Genomic DNA, 14,704 nt, shown 5'->3' on the forward strand with positions numbered 1-14,704 from the left:
GGCCTGCAATTTAGCAGATGCCCGGCCAGGCCCGCGAAAGCACGGCGGCGGCATCGACGCCGGCGCCGCCCTCGCCCCACAGGCCCGCCCCGCCCGCCAGACGCGTGCTCACAAAGCCCTCGGCGACCGGCGCCGGCGCATGGCATAACAGCAGCGCGCCCTGCCACAGCCGGGCGAGCTCGGCCGCCAGCCAGCGCGCGGACGCCGGGTCCGCCGCCGCGTGGTCGTCGTGCCCCGCACCGGCACGCCGTGCGGCGTCGAGCCAGGCCGCGAGCCGCGCGTCGTAGCGGGCATCGCGGCCCCGGGCCAGGCCCAGCTCGGTCTCGATCGCCTCGGTGACGTCGGGCTCGCGCGCCAGCGCGCGCAGCACGTCGAGCGCCATGACGTTGCCCGAACCCTCCCAGATCGAGTTCACGGGGGCCTCGCGGTAGAGCCGGGCCAACGGCGATTCTTCGACGTAGCCGTTGCCGCCCAGCACCTCCAGGCATTCGCCCAGGGCCTGCACCGCGCGCTTGCACACCCAGAGCTTGGCCGCCGGCGTGCCCACCCGCAGCAGCGCTCGGGCCACGGGCGAGTCACGCTCGTCCATGGCGCGCGCCAGCCGCAACGCCAGCACGGTGGCGGCCTCGGACTCGAGGGCCAGGTCGGCGAGCAGCGCGCGCATGAGCGGCTGCGACAGCAGCGGCGCGCCGAACGCCTGACGATGCCGGGCGTGGTGCAGGGCCTGCACCACGCCCTGGCGCAGCAACGCGGCGCTGCCCAGCACGCAGTCCAGCCGGGTGGTGGACGCCATCTCGAGCAGCAGCGCGAGGCCGCGGTCGGGCTCGCCCATCATCACACCCCAGGCGTCCTCGAACTCGACCTCCGCGCTGGCGTTGCTGCGGTTGCCGAGCTTGTCCTTGAGCCGCCGCACCCGGACCGCATTGCGCGGTCCATCGGGCACCCAGCGCGGCACGAAGAAGCACCCCAGGCCCGCGTCGGTGCGGGCAAGCACCAGATGCGCGTCGGCCTGCGGCACCGAGAAAAACCACTTATGGCCGGTCAGCCGATACGGCCGGCCGCGTCCGGCCGCGCCCTCGGGCTCGGCCCGCGTCGTGATGGCGCGCAGGTCGGACCCGCCCTGCTTCTCGGTGAGGCCCATGCCGATCAGGGCGCCGCTCTTGGCGCCGACGGGCGCGTCGGCCGGATCGAATTCGCGCGACGCCAGACGGGGCATCCAGGTCTGCGCGAAGTCGATCGCGCCCGCCGGCTCGCGTGCGATGAGCGGCAGGGCCGCGAAGGTCATCGTGGTGGGGCACAGGGTGCCGGCCTCGACCTGCCCCTGCATGAGAAACGCGGCGGCGCGCGCCACATGGGCCCCGGCTCCCGGCTGCAGCCAGGCCCGGTTATGCAGGCCGCGCGCGGCGATGCCGCGCATGAGCTGGGTCCAGGCGGAATGGAATTCGATCCGGTCGATGCGGTGGCCGCCGCGATCGTAGCCGTGCAGCGCGGGCGGATGACGGTTGGCCTCGTCGCCGGCGGCGAGGGTCTGGGCCCGGCCCAGCCAGGCCCCGTGCTCGCGCAGCTCGGCCGCATGGGCGTGCGCGCCTTCGCGCGCCACCGCCTCGGCCAGCACCGGATCGGTGTCGTAGAGCGAGTAATCGTCCAGGGGCGGCACCTGATTGGTCACCGCGTGCGTGAAGAACGGCTGCATGGCGTCTCCTTGCGGACTTGCGGACCCGCCCTGAGACGCGGCGGGCTACGAACCTAGTGTATCGGGTTCGTTGGAGGACGGCGCGGGGCTACCCGGCGCGCGGCTACCCGGCGCGGGGCGGCGCGGCGCGGGGCAACCCGGCGCGGGGCGGCGCGGCTCAGGCCGGTCCGGGGCTACCCTGCGCGACAGCGGCCGCCGCGGCATCGGCCGCCGCGGCGCTGTCCAGCGTGGCATCTGCCGCCGCCACACCAAAGAGCTGCCGCGTTTCGTCTTCGGGCAGGGCCTCGACCGTCTTGAGGCTGCGCAACATCACGCGGGTGCGGGTTTCGGTGGCGCCGATCTTGCTGCTGGCGTTGTCGAGCGACTTCTTGACCGTGGCGAGCGCGTCACCGAACTTCGAGAACTCGGTCTTGACCGCGCGCAGCACCTGCCAGACTTCGGACGAGCGCTGCTCGATGGCGAGCGTGCGAAAGCCCATCTGCAGGCTGTTGAGCAGCGCGGCCAGGTTGGTGGGACCGGCCACGTTCACGCGCAGGCCGTGCAGCTTGTCGATCAGGCCGGGCTGACGCAGCACCTCGGCATACAGCCCTTCGGTGGGCAGGAACATGATGGCGAAATCGGTGGTGTGCGGCGGGGCCACGTACTTATCGGCGATGAGACGCGCCTGGGTCTCGACCGCGCGGGCCAGCGCGGTGCCCGCCTGACGCGCGCCGTCGGCGTCCGCGGCTTCCTGGGCGTTGAGCAGGCGCTCGTATTCTTCCTTGGGAAACTTGGCGTCCACCGGCAGCCAGACCGGTTCGCCCCCGGCATCGCGGCCCGGCAGCCGGATCGCGAACTCGACGATCGCGTCGCTGCCCGGCACCGGCCGCACATTGCGCGCGTACTGGTCCGCGGTCATGGTGTCTTCGATCAGGCGGGCGAGCTGGACCTCGCCCCAGGTGCCGCGCGACTTCACGTTGGTGAGCACCCGGCGCAGATCGCCCACGCCGGCCGCCAGCGTCTGCATCTCGCCCAGGCCCTTGTGCACGGCCTCGAGCCGTTCGGATACCAGTTTGAACGACTCGCCCAGCCGCTGCTCGAGGGTGGCGTGCAGCTTCTCGTCCACCGTGCGCCGCATCTCTTCGAGACGGGCGCCGTTATCGGCCTGCAGCGCCTGCAGGCGCGCATCGACCGTCTGGCGCACTTCGGCCATGCGCCGGTCGTTGAGCTCGACCAGCCCCTGCAGCCGCTCGCCGAACTGGGCCGAGAAGCGCGCCAGCGAGGCGGCGTATTCCTCGCGCGCCTCGCGCTGGTCACGTGCCAGCGCGCCCCGCAGGTCTTCCTGGGTTTGCGCGAGCTCGGTGCGCAGCGCGCGGGACGACTCCGACAGCTCGCCGCGCAGCCCGCGCTGGCCCTCGGCCAGATCCGCGCGCAGCAGGCGCTCGAGCCGTTCGATGTCGGCGCGCAGGGCATCGACGCCCGCGCCGCCGCCCGCCCGCAAGAACGCGCCGAGCGCGAACAACGCGGCCAGCACCGCGGCCCCCGCCATGACCCACGACAGCATTGGCTCCAAATCCCTCTCCTTGCAATTCCGACGACAACATCAAGACGCGATTCTGCCTGAAGCCGGGATCGCCAGCCGCGCGGGCCCCGCGCCCTGCCCCATATCGCAGTAAGATTGCGCCTTCCATCAGACTAGTCCTATTTTTCCCTTGGCCGCCTTGCCTCCGCAGACGCCGTTTTCCGGCGCTTCCCTTCCGCCCGACGGCCGCACCGCGCCTGGCGTGCGCGCCATGTTCGGCCCGCTCGATCTGTCGGGCGCCGCGCCGCTCGCGCAGGGCGGAGACCGGTATGTGTTCCAGCATCCGCACGAACCCGGACTGCTGGTCAAGGTGATGGACATGCAGGCCCGCGCCGTCTTTCTGCAGGCGCGGCCCTTCAAGCGCTGGTACAAGCAGTTCCAGCGCGAGAGCGCCTATCGCGTCTACCTGAACGAGTTCTCGGAGTACGTCTGTACCACCACCCGCCCCTCCGGCGTGTGGCAGGTGCCGATGGCGCGCATTCTGGGCGTGGCGCAGACCAGCCTGGGGCTGGGCCTGCTGGTGGAAAAGATCACCGACGGCAACGGCCTGCTCGCGCCCACCGTGAAGGACCTGGCGGCGCAGGGCAAGTTCACCGTCACGCTGGCCGCCAAGCTGGATGCCTTCTTCGCCGATCTGGCCGACGCTCACCTGGTGATCCACGACATGTCGGCCAGCAACGTGGCCTGCGGCTACAACGCCGACGGCAAGCCCGGTCTGTATCTGGTGGATGGCTTCGGCGTGCTGCCGCTGATTCCGTTCTATGCCTGGAGCCGCCGGCTCAACCGCCGCCGCATCGAGCGCAAATACGCGGAGATGCGCGCGCGCATGCCGGCGCCGGTGCCGGATCCGGACTGATCAGGCCAGCGTCGCGCCGCTGCGATCCATCCAGACGTAGTCCCGCCCCGCCTCCTGACCGCGGCGTAGCGGACTGCGCGTACAGAATGCGGCGTAGGCCGGGTCCACGAACCGGTACGGCAGATGCTCGTCGCGGCCTGCGGGAATCCCGAGACGCGTCGTGTTGATCAGGCGCGGCACCTCCTGCCCCACGTCTTCGACAAAGAAGCGTTGCGGGTCGAATCCCTTGCCGTCCCAGTCGGGCACCTTGAGCCCGAGCGCCCGGCACAGCAGTGTCTGGCCCGCGCACAGACGCGTCGGCGCGCGCGGTCGACCCTGTGCGTCGGGATTGAGGCGCTGCATGCAGGCCAGCGCGCGGGCGTCGCTCACGGCGTCGAGCCAGGGATGCGCGGACTTGATCAGCACCGCGTTGCCGGGACCGTGCGCGCTGAAGTTCAGCGAGTCGCCCCCGCGGGCGTAATACATGTAGATCGTGCCGCCGTTCATGAACAGCGCGCGGCGCTTCTCGGTGTAGCCGAGCGAGGCGTGACTGCCGCGATCGGTGAGGTAATACGCCTCGGTTTCGATGATGCGGGCCGACAGCCACAGCCCGCGCCAGCGGCGCCGGATCACCTTGCCGAGCAGATCGCGGGCCAGTTGGGCGGCATCGCGGTCGAAGAAGGCATCGGGCAGTGCCGGCCCCGGCACGCCGGCGGGCGCCTCGCCGGTCATGTCAGGCGAAGCGCTCGCCGTAGCGCTTTTCGGAGAAGCCGACCGTCACCACGCCGTCGGATGTGACGGTAACGGGCCGGCGCACCAGTGCCGGGTACTCGGCGATGAGGCGGGTCCATTGGGCCGCGGTGCTCGCCGCCTTCTGCTCGTCGGACAGGGCACGCCAGGTCATGGAGGTGCGATTGACCAGCTTCTCCCAGCCGCCCAGCTGCTCGGCCCATTCTTTGAGCGTGGCAGCCGGCACCGGATGGTCGCGGTAGTCGATGAAGGTGTGCGCCACGCCGTTTTCATTGAGCCAGTCGCGCGCCTTCACGCAGGTGCTGCATTTGTTCAGGCCGTACAGGGTGGTGGTTTGGGTCATGAGGATTCCTTGCGCACTTGCAGGCGGTTGGCAAGGATCACGCAGGTGCCGACCGCCAGAATGAACAACGTGGCCAGGGCATTGACCTCGGGCTTGAGGCCCAGGCGCACGCGCGAAAACACTTCCATGGGCAAGGTGGTGAAACCCGGCCCGGACAGGAACGACGCCAGCACGACGTCGTCGAGCGAGAGCGTGAACGACAGCAGCCAGGCCGACGCCAGGGCCGGTGCGATCAGCGGCAGCGTGATCGAGAAGAACACGCGCAGCGGCGTGGCGCCGAGATCCAGCGCGGCCTCTTCCAGCGAGCGGTCCATGTCGCGGATGCGCGACTGGATCACCACCGCCACGAAAGCCATGCACAGCGTGACGTGGCCGACCCAGATCGTGAACATGCCGTTTTGTTCGGGCCAGCCCAGCAGGCCGCGCATCTCGACGAACATGAGCAGCAGCGAGATGCCCAGCACCACCTCGGGAATCACCAGAGGCGCGCTCAGCATGCCCAGGTAGAGGCCGAAGCCGCGGAAGCGGCCCATGCGCGCCAGCACGTAGCCGGCCCAGGTGCCGATGATGGTGGCCGCGGTCGCGGTGAGCGCCGCCACCTTGAACGACAGCCAGGCGGCCCGCAGCAGCGCGTCGTCGGCGAACAGCGCCGAGTACCAGCGCAGCGAAAAGCCGGTCCAGGAGGTGACGACGGGCGAATCGTTGAACGAAAACGCCATCAGGCTCAGGATGGGCACATACAGAAAGAAATAGCCCAGGCCGAGGGCCAGCCCGCGCAGGGACTTGTTGGGTCCTTTCATCGGCGGCCCCCGCGATCGAGCTGCTGCTGCTTGATCTGGTTGTACTGGAACAGCGCCAGCGGCACGAGCAACAGCAGCACCATGACGCACGTCACCGCCGAGGCCATCGGCCAGTCGGTGTTGTTGAAGAACTCATTCCACATCACGCGGCCCATCATCAGCGTGTCGGCGCCGCCGAGCATCTCGGGAATCACGTATTCGCCCACCGCCGGGATGAACACCAGCATCGCCCCGGCGATCACGCCCGGCCGCGACAGCGGCACGGTGATGCGCCAGAACGCCTGCCAGGGCTTGGCGCCCAGATCGTAGGCGGCCTCGAGCAGACGCAGGTCCATCTTCACGAGATTGGCGTAGAGCGGCAGGATGAAAAACGGCAGATAGGCATAGACCATGCCGATGTACACGGCCAGATCGGTGCGGTAGATCTCGAGCGGGCTCGCGGTGATGCCGAGGGTCATCAGCACCTTGTTGAGCAGGCCGTCGTTGCGCAGGATGCCGACCCAGGCATACACGCGCAGTAGCAGCGAACTCCAGAAGGGCAGGATCACGGCCAGCAGCAGCACGTTGCGAATCGCGGGCGACGAGCGCGCGATGTAGTACGCCATCGGATAACCGATCAGGATGCAGACCAGCGTCGTGATCGCGGCCATCTTGACCGAGTTCAGGTAGGTGGCGAAGTACAGGTTGTCGGTGAACAGCAGGACGTAGCTGCGCAGGTGCAGGCTGAGCTGCACCGCCTCGTCCTTGAACTCGGCCAGCGGCGTGTACGGCGGGATGCCGAACTCGAGCTCCGCGAAGCTGATCTTGAACACCAGCAGGAACGGCACCAGCAGGAACACCACCAGCCACAGAAACGGCGGCACCACCGCCAGGGCACGCCCCGACGGCAGCCACTCGCGCACGGACGGCAGCCTCATGATGCCAGCACCGTGGCGCTATCGGCGTCCCAGCTGACGTAGACCTCTTCGTCGATGCCGGGCGCGTCGATCGAGCCCAGCAGCAGGCTGGGCATGCTGGCCTCGATCACCATGCCGGAGTCGAGCCGGATCTGAAAGAGACCGTAGCTGCCCATCCAGGCCATGTGACTGACCATGCCATGGGCCCAGTTGTAGTCGCCATCGGGTTGATTGCGCGACACGACCAGACGCTCGGGGCGGATCGAGACGTGCACGTCCATGCCCAGCGGCTCGCTCACGCCGTGATTGACGTACAGCGGACGCGACAGCTCCTCGGACTCGATCACGACGTGGTCGGGCGCGTCTTCGGTGATGGTGCCGGTGAAGAGATTCGTGCTGCCGATGAAGCCCGCCACGAAGCGCGAGTTGGGGAAGTTGTAGACGTCTTGGGGCGAGCCGCACTGCACGATCTGGCCGTCGGTCATGACGGCCAGCCGGTGCGCCATGGTCATGGCTTCTTCCTGGTCGTGGGTGACCATGATGCAGGTCACGCCGACCTGCTCCAGGATCTTGACCAGCTCGATCTGCGTTTTCTGGCGGATCTGCTTGTCGAGCGCCGACATGGGCTCGTCGAGCAGCAGCAGCTTGGGCCGCTTGACCAGGCTGCGCGCCAGCGCCACGCGCTGTTGCTGGCCGCCCGACAACTGATGCGGCTTGCGGCGCGAATAACCCGCCATCTGCATCAGGTCGAGCGCCTCGAACACGCGGTCGTGGATCTCCGCGCGGTCGACCCCCTCCTGCTTGAGGCCGAAGGCGACGTTGGCCTCGACGGTCATGTGGGGAAACAGCGCGTACGACTGGAACATCATGTTGACCGGCCGCCGGTAAGGCGGCACGGCCGTGATGTCTTCGCCATCGAGCATGATCTGCCCCGACGTCGCGTCTTCGAAGCCCGCCAGCATGCGCAGCAGCGTGGACTTGCCACTGCCCGAGCTGCCCAGGAGGGCGAAGATCTCGTTGCGCTTGACCGAAAGGTTGACCGATCGGACGGCGACGGTGTCGCCGAAAATCTTGACCACGTCGACGATCTTGACGAACTCGTCCGGATCGGTGGAGTGCTGTGCCGTGTAACGGCTATCGCTCATGATGACTTATCTTCCGGACTTCAGTTCGGCCCACATGCGGGTCTGCAGGCGCTGGACGGGCAGCGGCTGCGCCTTGATGACGTACAGCGTCTTGGCGACATCCGGACCCGGGTAGATCATCGGATTGTCGGCGACGTCCTTCACCACGTACTTGCGCGCCTCTTTGTTGGCGTTGGGGTAGAACATGGTGTTGGTGATCGCGGCGTGCACCTGCGGCGTTTCGATGTAGTTGATGAACGCGTGCGCCTCTTCGGGATGCGGCGCATCCTTGGGGATCACCATCAGATCGAACCAGGCCGGCGCGCCACCCTTCGGAATGAAGTAGTTGATGTCGTAGGTCTTTTTGGCCTGCTGGGCGCGGTTGCGCGAGATCATCACGTCGCCCGAGAAGCCATAGACCATGCACAGATCGCCCACGGCGAGCTCGTCGATATAGCCCGACGAGCTGAACTGGCGGATGTACGGGCGGATCTTCTTGAGCAGCTCGAGCGCTTCTTTATAGTCTTCGGGCTTGTCGGAGTTGGGATCCTTGCCGAGGTACTTGAGCGCGGCCGGGAACACCTGCGCGGCTTCGTCGAGCACCGAAATGCCGCAATCCTTGAGCTTGGCGGCGTTCTCGGGCTTGAACAGCATGTCCCAGCTTCCGAGATCGGCGTTCTCGCCCATGATCTCTTTGACCTTGGTGACGTTGTAGCCCAGGCCGTTGGTGCCATAGCCCCACGGCACGGCGTACTCGTTGCCGGGATCGACGGTGGCGACCAGCGCCATGATGTCCGGGTCGAGATACTTCAGGTTCGGGATCTTCGACTTGTCGAGCTTCTGAAACAGGCCACCCTGGATCTGGCGCGAGGCGTAATGCGTCGAGGGCACGACGATGTCGTAGCCCGACTTGCCCGTCAGCAGCTTGGCCTGCAGGGTGTCGTTGTTGTCGTAGACGTCGTAGCGGACCCTGATGCCGGTCTCTTTCTCGAAGCCTGGAATGGTATCGGGCGCCGTGTATTCGGCCCAGTTGTAGACGTTGACGACCTTGTTCTGTGCCAACGCGGGTGTAACCGCCGCGGCGACTGCCGTGAGACCCAGCGCAAAGCGCATTCCCGTCATGAATTTCATCGCGACCCCTTGCCTAATTTCGCGTGTTGGAGAAATGCCAAAAGGCAAAATGATAAAGCCTTTTAGAGGGTGGTTGTTGTCGCCCGCCCTCCGAATCGGCGATTTTCGCGGGGGGATGGCGACGCGACCGACACCGCGCGTTCGCCCACCCTTGCCCGCGGGGCTGCTCAGGCAGCCATGGCGTTCATGCCGCAGCCTTCATGCCTGGGCCGCTCGGTAGGCGGCGACGATCCGGTCCCAGGCCGCCGCGCCCGGTTCGCCCGCCACTTTGACGAGCGAGCGCTTGAGGCGGTCGAGATTGGCCTGGCGCGCCGACGCGGAGACGCCGCCGCCCGTGCCGCGGTCGAAGTCGATCAGCCAGGCGTCGCCCGCCGCGTCGAGCAGAATGTTGAAGGCGTTGAGATCGGCATGCCAGACGCCGGCCGCGTGCAGGGCCGCGATGGCGCGTCCAGCGGCTTCGCAGGCCGCGGGCGCGAGCACGTGGGCCAGCGGCCGCACCTCGGGAATGCGCTCGATCAGGATCGCCGCGCGATAGATGAGCCCGCTGCGCCAGTAGCCGGCGGCCAGCGGCGCCGGCACGCGCAGGCCCTGGGCCCGCATCGCGGCCAGCAGCCTGAACTCTCGGAACGCGCGGGTCCGCTCTTCGCCCTGCCAGAGATAGGCCGCGCGCGAAATCCTGGCGACGAGCCCGCCGCGCCGGTAACCGCGCAGCACGCCCTGCCACCCCGCCCCCGCCACGAACCAGGCCGCCGCCCGGCCGCCGGCCTGCACCGGCTCGGCCGAGGCGCCGTAGGCCTCGGGTCGCAACAATGTGGGATCGGGGCTCGCGATACGGCCCGGATCGAACAGCATGGCGCCGTCGTTCCAGGCGTGACGCGCGACCGGCTGCGCGCGGGCGTCAGCCGGCACGATTGCGCATCCAGTCGGCCACGCCGAAGAACGAATGCACCAGACGCTCGACCAGCGCCGGCTCGATCTGCTGGTCTTGCATGGCGCGGCCCATGCAGGCCACCCACTGATCCCGCTCGATCTCGCCGATGGAAAACGGCAGATGGCGCGCGCGCAGGCGCGGATGGCCGAAGCGCTGAATGTAGTGATCGGGGCCGCCGAAGTAACCACAGAGAAACCAGAACAGCTTGTCGCGGGCGTCGTCCAGGCTCGGGCCGTGCGCGGCGCGCAGCTCGCGGAAGTCGGGCTCGAGGTCCATCAGATCGTAGAAGCGGTCGACGAGCGCACGCACGGCGGGCTCGCCGCCGAGCAGTTCGAAAATGGTCTTGGTGGTGTCGAGCGGCTCGAAAATCGGCTCGACGCGGGTGGTGGTCATCAGGCTTCTCGCAAGGTCACTAGGGGCGGCGTGCGCAGCACGCCGCGCAGGGCCAGCGCACCGCCGGCCCAGGCGCCGGCCATGCCGGCGGCCATCCCGGCCAGCCACGGCCAGACGCGCATGGTAATCGTGAAATCGAAGACCTGGGTCGACAGCACCCAGGCGATCGCCGTCGCGCCGCCCGCGCCGAGCAGGCCGGCCAGGGCGCCCACGGCGAGCAGCTCGATGCGCTGGGCGCGCGCCAGCTGGGCCCGGGTGGCGCCCAGCGCGCGCAGCACGGCCGCCTCGCGCACGCGCTCGTCGCGCGTGGCGGTGAGCGCCGCCGCCAGCACCAGCACGCCCGCCGTCAGGGTGAAGGCGAACAGCAGTTGCACCGCCTTGGTCACTTCCTGCAGCACCGACTGCAGCTGCGACAGGATCGCGCCCACGTCGAACACCGTCAGGTTGGGAAAGTCACGCACCAGGCTGCGCAAGACCGGCACCTTGTCGGGCGGCAGATGGAACGAGGTGATCCAGCTCTGCGGCATGTCGGCCAGCGCCGGCGGCGACAGGATGGCGAAGAAATTGACGCGCATGGTATCCCAGTCGACCCGGCGCACGCCGGCCACGGTCACCTCGGTGGTCTGCCCCGCCACGTCGAAGCGCAGCCGGTCGCCCAGCTGCAGGCCCAGCGACTGGGCCAGGCCCGATTCCAGCGAGACTTCGTGGGCCGCCGGATCGATCCAGCGGCCGGTGACCAGCCGGTTGCCTTCCGGCGGCGTGTCGGCGAAGGACAGGTTGAACTCGCGGTCGACCAGCCGCTTGGCGCGCGGCTCTTCGTAATGGTCGGGGCTGACCGGTTTGTCGTTGATCGAGACCAGCCGGCCCCGCACCATAGGCCACAGCCGCACCTGCGACAGCCCCTCGGCCTGCAGGCGGGCCAGCACTTCCGTGCGCTGGTCGGGCTGGATATTGATCAGGAAACGATTGGGCGCGTCGACCGGCAGCGTGCGCTGCCAGCCCGCGATGAGGTCGGTGCGCGTCATGGTGAGCAGAATCAGCGCCATCAGCCCGACGGCCAGCGCGCAGACCTGCGTGATCGTCGCGGCCCGCCGGCGCACCACGCCGGCCAGCGCGAAGCGCAGGGCCGGCAGGCCGCCGACCGCGCCGCGCAGGCGCGCCAGCAGCAGCACGGCCAGCCAGGCCACCAGCGCGAAGATCAGGAAGGCGGCCAGGAAGCCGCCGGCCACGACGGCCCCCAGCTTGAGATCGCCCGCGAACCACCAGATCAGCAGCGAGAGGCCCACCGCGCCGATCGCGTAGCCGCCGGCGCTGCGCGCCCGGCCGGTGCCGGCGTCACGCCGCAGCACACGCGCCGGAGGCACGTGCCGCAACTGCGCCAGCGAGGGCAAGGCGAAGCCCAGCAGCATCAGCAGGCCGGTGACCAGCCCCTGCAGCGCGGGCATCAGCGAGGGCAAGGGCAAGGTCGTGTCGATCAGGCCCGCCAGCGCCATCACCAGCAACTGATGCACGCCGAATCCCACCAGGCATCCGCCCAGCGCGGCCGCCAGCCCCACCAGGGCGAACTCGGCGCAGAGCATGGCGCTCACCTGCGCCTGCGACGCCCCCAGACAGCGCATGACGGCGATGCCATTGCGATGCCGCTGCATGAAGCGGCCCGCGGCCAGCGCCACCGCCACCGCCGAGATCAGCACGGCCAGCAGGGCCACCAGCGACAGGAAGCGCTGCGCGCGGTCGAGCGTGCGGCGCACCTCGGGCCGGCCCGACTCGAGCGTGGCGATCTTCTGACCGCGCTGCAGGTGGTCTTTGAGCCAGGTTTGATAGCCGGCGACCGCGGCGGGCTCGCCGGCCGCGAGCAGGCCGTAGCCGATGCGGCTGCCCGGCGCGACGAGGCCGGTGGCTTCGAGGTCGGACACGCGCAACATGACGCGCGGCGCCACGTTGACGAATTGCATGCCGCGATCCGGCTCGTAGGTCAGCACGCGCTCGACCTTGAGGCGGGTGTCGCCCAGGCCGATGGTCTGGCCCACCGACACATTCAGCAGCGCCAGCAACTGCGGGTCGGCCCACACCGTGCCCGGCGACGGAACGTCGGTGGTGGGCGCATCGGGCGCGAACGGCGCCTCGGCCACGCGCAACCGGCCGCGCAGCGGATACCCCGGCTCGACCGCCTTGATCGACACCAGTTGCGCGCTGTCGCCGGCGCTGGCCATCGACGGAAACTGCAGCGTGGACGATACGCGCAGGCCGCGCTCGCGCGCCGCGTCGAGAAAGGCCGCGGGCACCGGCTCGTCGGCGTCGAGCAGCAGGTCGGCGCCCAGCATCTGGCCGGCGTCGCGCTCGAGGGCACGCGAGACCCGGTCGGACAGGAAGCCCACGCTCGTGACCGCGGCCACCGCCACGATGAGCGCCAGCACCAGCAGGCGCAGTTCGCCCGACCGGGCGTCGCGCACCATCATGCGCACGCCCAGCGCGAGCGAGGCCAAAAAGCCGGGACGGGCGCCGCGGCGCGCGGCGGAATCAGGGAAATCCATCATCGTTGAACCATGAACCATCGGGGTTTACCGCAGGGAATCCCGCTATCATGCAGCAGGGCGAAAACTCGGGTTTTCGTCAGCATACCTAATACAAAAGACCCCTGGAGAAGACATCATGCGTAAGACGTGGCTAGCCGCCGCCCTGTTTGCCGCCGGCGCATTCGGCGTGACCGCCCCGGCCCAAGCCCAGACCACCCTCAAGATGGCCTATGCCCTGTCCGCTACGTCGCACTACGGCGCGGGTGGCGAGGCCTTCGCCAAGTCGATCGAAGCCAGCACCGGCGGCAAGTACAAAGTCCAGCAATTCGCCAACAGCGCGCTGGGCGGCGAACGCGAAGTGATCGAAGGGCTGCAGATCGGCACGATCGATCTCGCCATCGTCTCGACCGGCGCCACGCTCAACTTCGTGCCCGAAACCGGCGTCTTCGACATCCCCTTCCTGCTGCGCGACCTGTCCCACGCCCGTGCCGTGCTCGACAGCAAGATAGGCCAGGATATGCTCGCCAAGTTCCCTGATCGGGGCATCGTGGCGCTGGCCTGGGGCGAACAGGGCTTTCGTCACCTGACCAATAACGTCCGCCCCGTGGCCACCCCGGCCGACGCCAAGGGCCTGAAGATCCGCACCACCGAGAACCCGGTCCACATCACCGCGTTCCGTCAGATCGGCATCCTGCCGACGCCGATGGCCTGGCCCGAAGTGGCTACCGCCCTGCAACAGGGCACGATCGACGGTCAGGAAAATCCGCTGTCGGTCATCACCTCGGCCAAGCTGTCGCAGATGCAAAAGTACCTGTCGCTGACCGGCCACGTGTACGGCCCCGCGCTGGTCCTGATGTCTGCCTCCACCTATGGCAATCTGTCTGCCGACCAGAAAAAGGCGTTCGATCAGGCCGGCAAGGACTCGGCGATGGCGATGCGCGGCTACGTCGACAACATCGAAAAGACCGGCGTCGAGCAGCTCAAGAAAGAAGGCATGCAGGTGACCGAGGTCGATCGCGCTGCGTTCGCGGCCGCCGTCGAGCCGGCCTACCCGCAGTATTACAAGAAGTTCGACCAGAAGCTGATCGAAGCGATCCGCGATACCAAGTAAACGCGCCTGCGTTGCGTGCACAGCCGTTCGCCCCGTGCGAACGGCTGTGTCCGTTCATCTGCACTGGATGTTCCCATGCGCCTGCTGTGCCTTGCCGAAACCTATTTGTTCAAACTCGCGTCCGCGCTCGCCCAGATTCTGCTGGTTGGCTCGGCCTGCGCCGCCTTCTGGCAGGTGATCGCGCGCTTCGTGCTGCATTCGCCGGCCGACTGGAGCGAAGTCGCCACCCGCGCCCTGCTGATCTGGACCGTGCTGCTCGGCGTGGCGCTGGCCTTCCGTCACGGCGCCATGATCAGCGTCGAGATGCTGCGTAACGCCCTTCAGGGGCGCGCCCGCCGGGCGCTGGAGATCGCCATCGGCGCGATCTGCGTGCTGTTCCTGGGCACCCTCGCCTGGATCGGCGGCCAGATGACCTGGCGCGTGCGCTTCCAGAACGTACCCAGCCTCGACATCTCGATCTCCTGGATCTACCTGGCCATCCCGGTGGGCGCCACGCTCGCGGTGATCGCCGTGATCGCCCGGCTCGCGCGCGCCGAAGAAGACGACGTTCCCGTGCGCAACGACGCACAGGGCTGAGCCTCACGGCCCCGCCCCCTCTCTCTGAATTCCTGAAGGCGAAA

At 68.5% G+C, this 14,704-nt stretch carries 14 protein-coding genes; 3 read left to right on the top strand and 11 right to left on the bottom strand.

Annotated features, from left to right (window positions below):
* Positions 1-10: 10 nt before the first annotated feature.
* Together CAL25_RS13705 and rmuC are read right to left on the bottom strand one after the other, a co-directional pair.
* Positions 11-1,693: an isovaleryl-CoA dehydrogenase gene (locus tag CAL25_RS13705; RefSeq protein WP_094800871.1), complete on the bottom strand. Its 1,683-nt coding sequence runs from the start codon at positions 1,691-1,693 to the stop codon at positions 11-13.
* Positions 1,694-1,850: 157 nt separating this feature from the next.
* Positions 1,851-3,236, bottom strand: a complete 1,386-nt coding sequence (gene rmuC, locus CAL25_RS13710; protein WP_094800873.1) for a DNA recombination protein RmuC — start codon at positions 3,234-3,236, stop codon at positions 1,851-1,853.
* Positions 3,237-3,465: 229 nt separating this feature from the next.
* On the opposite strand from rmuC, the gene CAL25_RS13715 reads away from it, so the two are divergent.
* Positions 3,466-4,110, top strand: coding sequence for a YrbL family protein (locus CAL25_RS13715; RefSeq protein ID WP_094800875.1), 645 nt, complete (start codon positions 3,466-3,468; stop codon positions 4,108-4,110).
* Here the strand turns inward: CAL25_RS13715 and CAL25_RS13720 are convergent, their stop codons facing one another.
* The 9 genes from CAL25_RS13720 to CAL25_RS13760 all read right to left on the bottom strand — a co-directional run bounded on the left by CAL25_RS13720 (position 4,111) and on the right by CAL25_RS13760 (position 12,994).
* Positions 4,111-4,821, bottom strand: coding sequence for a DNA-3-methyladenine glycosylase (locus CAL25_RS13720; RefSeq protein ID WP_094800877.1), 711 nt, complete (start codon positions 4,819-4,821; stop codon positions 4,111-4,113).
* A gap of 1 nt (position 4,822) precedes the next feature.
* Positions 4,823-5,182: an arsenate reductase gene (locus tag CAL25_RS13725; RefSeq protein WP_094800879.1), complete on the bottom strand. Its 360-nt coding sequence runs from the start codon at positions 5,180-5,182 to the stop codon at positions 4,823-4,825.
* A complete protein-coding gene (locus CAL25_RS13730; RefSeq protein ID WP_094800881.1) occupies positions 5,179-5,982 on the bottom strand; it encodes an ABC transporter permease subunit in 804 nt (267 codons plus the stop codon). The genes CAL25_RS13725 and CAL25_RS13730 overlap by 4 nt, the downstream gene beginning before the upstream one ends.
* Positions 5,979-6,899 carry an ABC transporter permease subunit gene (locus tag CAL25_RS13735; RefSeq protein ID WP_094800883.1) on the bottom strand — a complete coding sequence of 307 codons (921 nt, stop codon included), beginning with the start codon at positions 6,897-6,899 and terminating at the stop codon, positions 5,979-5,981. The genes CAL25_RS13730 and CAL25_RS13735 overlap by 4 nt, the downstream gene beginning before the upstream one ends.
* Complete coding sequence (locus CAL25_RS13740) at positions 6,896-8,023, bottom strand: ABC transporter ATP-binding protein (RefSeq protein ID WP_094800885.1); 1,128 nt, start codon at positions 8,021-8,023, stop codon at positions 6,896-6,898. The genes CAL25_RS13735 and CAL25_RS13740 overlap by 4 nt, the downstream gene beginning before the upstream one ends.
* 6 nt (positions 8,024-8,029) lie before the next feature.
* Entirely contained in the window at positions 8,030-9,133 is a 1,104-nt protein-coding gene (locus tag CAL25_RS13745; protein ID WP_094800887.1) for a polyamine ABC transporter substrate-binding protein, read from the bottom strand.
* Positions 9,134-9,331: 198 nt separating this feature from the next.
* Entirely contained in the window at positions 9,332-10,042 is a 711-nt protein-coding gene (locus CAL25_RS13750; protein ID WP_094800889.1) for a 3-deoxy-D-manno-octulosonic acid kinase, read from the bottom strand.
* Entirely contained in the window at positions 10,032-10,457 is a 426-nt protein-coding gene (locus CAL25_RS13755) for a group II truncated hemoglobin (protein WP_094800891.1), read from the bottom strand. The genes CAL25_RS13750 and CAL25_RS13755 overlap by 11 nt, the downstream gene beginning before the upstream one ends.
* Positions 10,457-12,994 (bottom strand): ABC transporter permease, encoded by a 2,538-nt coding sequence (locus CAL25_RS13760; protein ID WP_094800893.1) that lies wholly within the window; start codon positions 12,992-12,994, stop codon positions 10,457-10,459. Before CAL25_RS13760 ends, CAL25_RS13755 begins: the two co-directional genes overlap by 1 nt.
* 115 nt (positions 12,995-13,109) lie before the next feature.
* On the opposite strand from CAL25_RS13760, the gene CAL25_RS13765 reads away from it, so the two are divergent.
* Positions 13,110-14,084 (top strand): TRAP transporter substrate-binding protein, encoded by a 975-nt coding sequence (locus CAL25_RS13765; RefSeq protein ID WP_094800895.1) that lies wholly within the window; start codon positions 13,110-13,112, stop codon positions 14,082-14,084.
* Between the two features lie 75 nt (positions 14,085-14,159).
* Positions 14,160-14,660, top strand: coding sequence for a TRAP transporter small permease (locus CAL25_RS13770; RefSeq protein ID WP_094800897.1), 501 nt, complete (start codon positions 14,160-14,162; stop codon positions 14,658-14,660).
* Positions 14,661-14,704: the final 44 nt, after the last annotated feature.

Source organism: Bordetella genomosp. 5 (assembly GCF_002261315.1).
In the GTDB taxonomy this organism is placed as follows: Bacteria; Pseudomonadota; Gammaproteobacteria; order Burkholderiales; family Burkholderiaceae_B; genus Bordetella.

Bases quoted from the DNA above. Each gene is read 5' to 3' on its own strand.
- CAL25_RS13705 (WP_094800871.1), bottom strand. From the start codon at position 1,693: ATGCAGCCGTTCTTCACGCACGCGGTGACCAATCAGGTGCCGCCCCTG.
- rmuC (WP_094800873.1), bottom strand. From the start codon at position 3,236: ATGCTGTCGTGGGTCATGGCGGGGGCCGCGGTGCTGGCCGCGTTGTTC.
- CAL25_RS13715 (WP_094800875.1), top strand. From the start codon at position 3,466: ATGTTCGGCCCGCTCGATCTGTCGGGCGCCGCGCCGCTCGCGCAGGGC.
- CAL25_RS13720 (WP_094800877.1), bottom strand. From the start codon at position 4,821: ATGACCGGCGAGGCGCCCGCCGGCGTGCCGGGGCCGGCACTGCCCGAT.
- CAL25_RS13725 (WP_094800879.1), bottom strand. From the start codon at position 5,182: ATGACCCAAACCACCACCCTGTACGGCCTGAACAAATGCAGCACCTGC.
- CAL25_RS13730 (WP_094800881.1), bottom strand. From the start codon at position 5,982: ATGAAAGGACCCAACAAGTCCCTGCGCGGGCTGGCCCTCGGCCTGGGC.
- CAL25_RS13735 (WP_094800883.1), bottom strand. From the start codon at position 6,899: ATGAGGCTGCCGTCCGTGCGCGAGTGGCTGCCGTCGGGGCGTGCCCTG.
- CAL25_RS13740 (WP_094800885.1), bottom strand. From the start codon at position 8,023: ATGAGCGATAGCCGTTACACGGCACAGCACTCCACCGATCCGGACGAG.
- CAL25_RS13745 (WP_094800887.1), bottom strand. From the start codon at position 9,133: ATGAAATTCATGACGGGAATGCGCTTTGCGCTGGGTCTCACGGCAGTC.
- CAL25_RS13755 (WP_094800891.1), bottom strand. From the start codon at position 10,457: ATGACCACCACCCGCGTCGAGCCGATTTTCGAGCCGCTCGACACCACC.
- CAL25_RS13760 (WP_094800893.1), bottom strand. From the start codon at position 12,994: ATGATGGATTTCCCTGATTCCGCCGCGCGCCGCGGCGCCCGTCCCGGC.
- CAL25_RS13765 (WP_094800895.1), top strand. From the start codon at position 13,110: ATGCGTAAGACGTGGCTAGCCGCCGCCCTGTTTGCCGCCGGCGCATTC.
- CAL25_RS13770 (WP_094800897.1), top strand. From the start codon at position 14,160: ATGCGCCTGCTGTGCCTTGCCGAAACCTATTTGTTCAAACTCGCGTCC.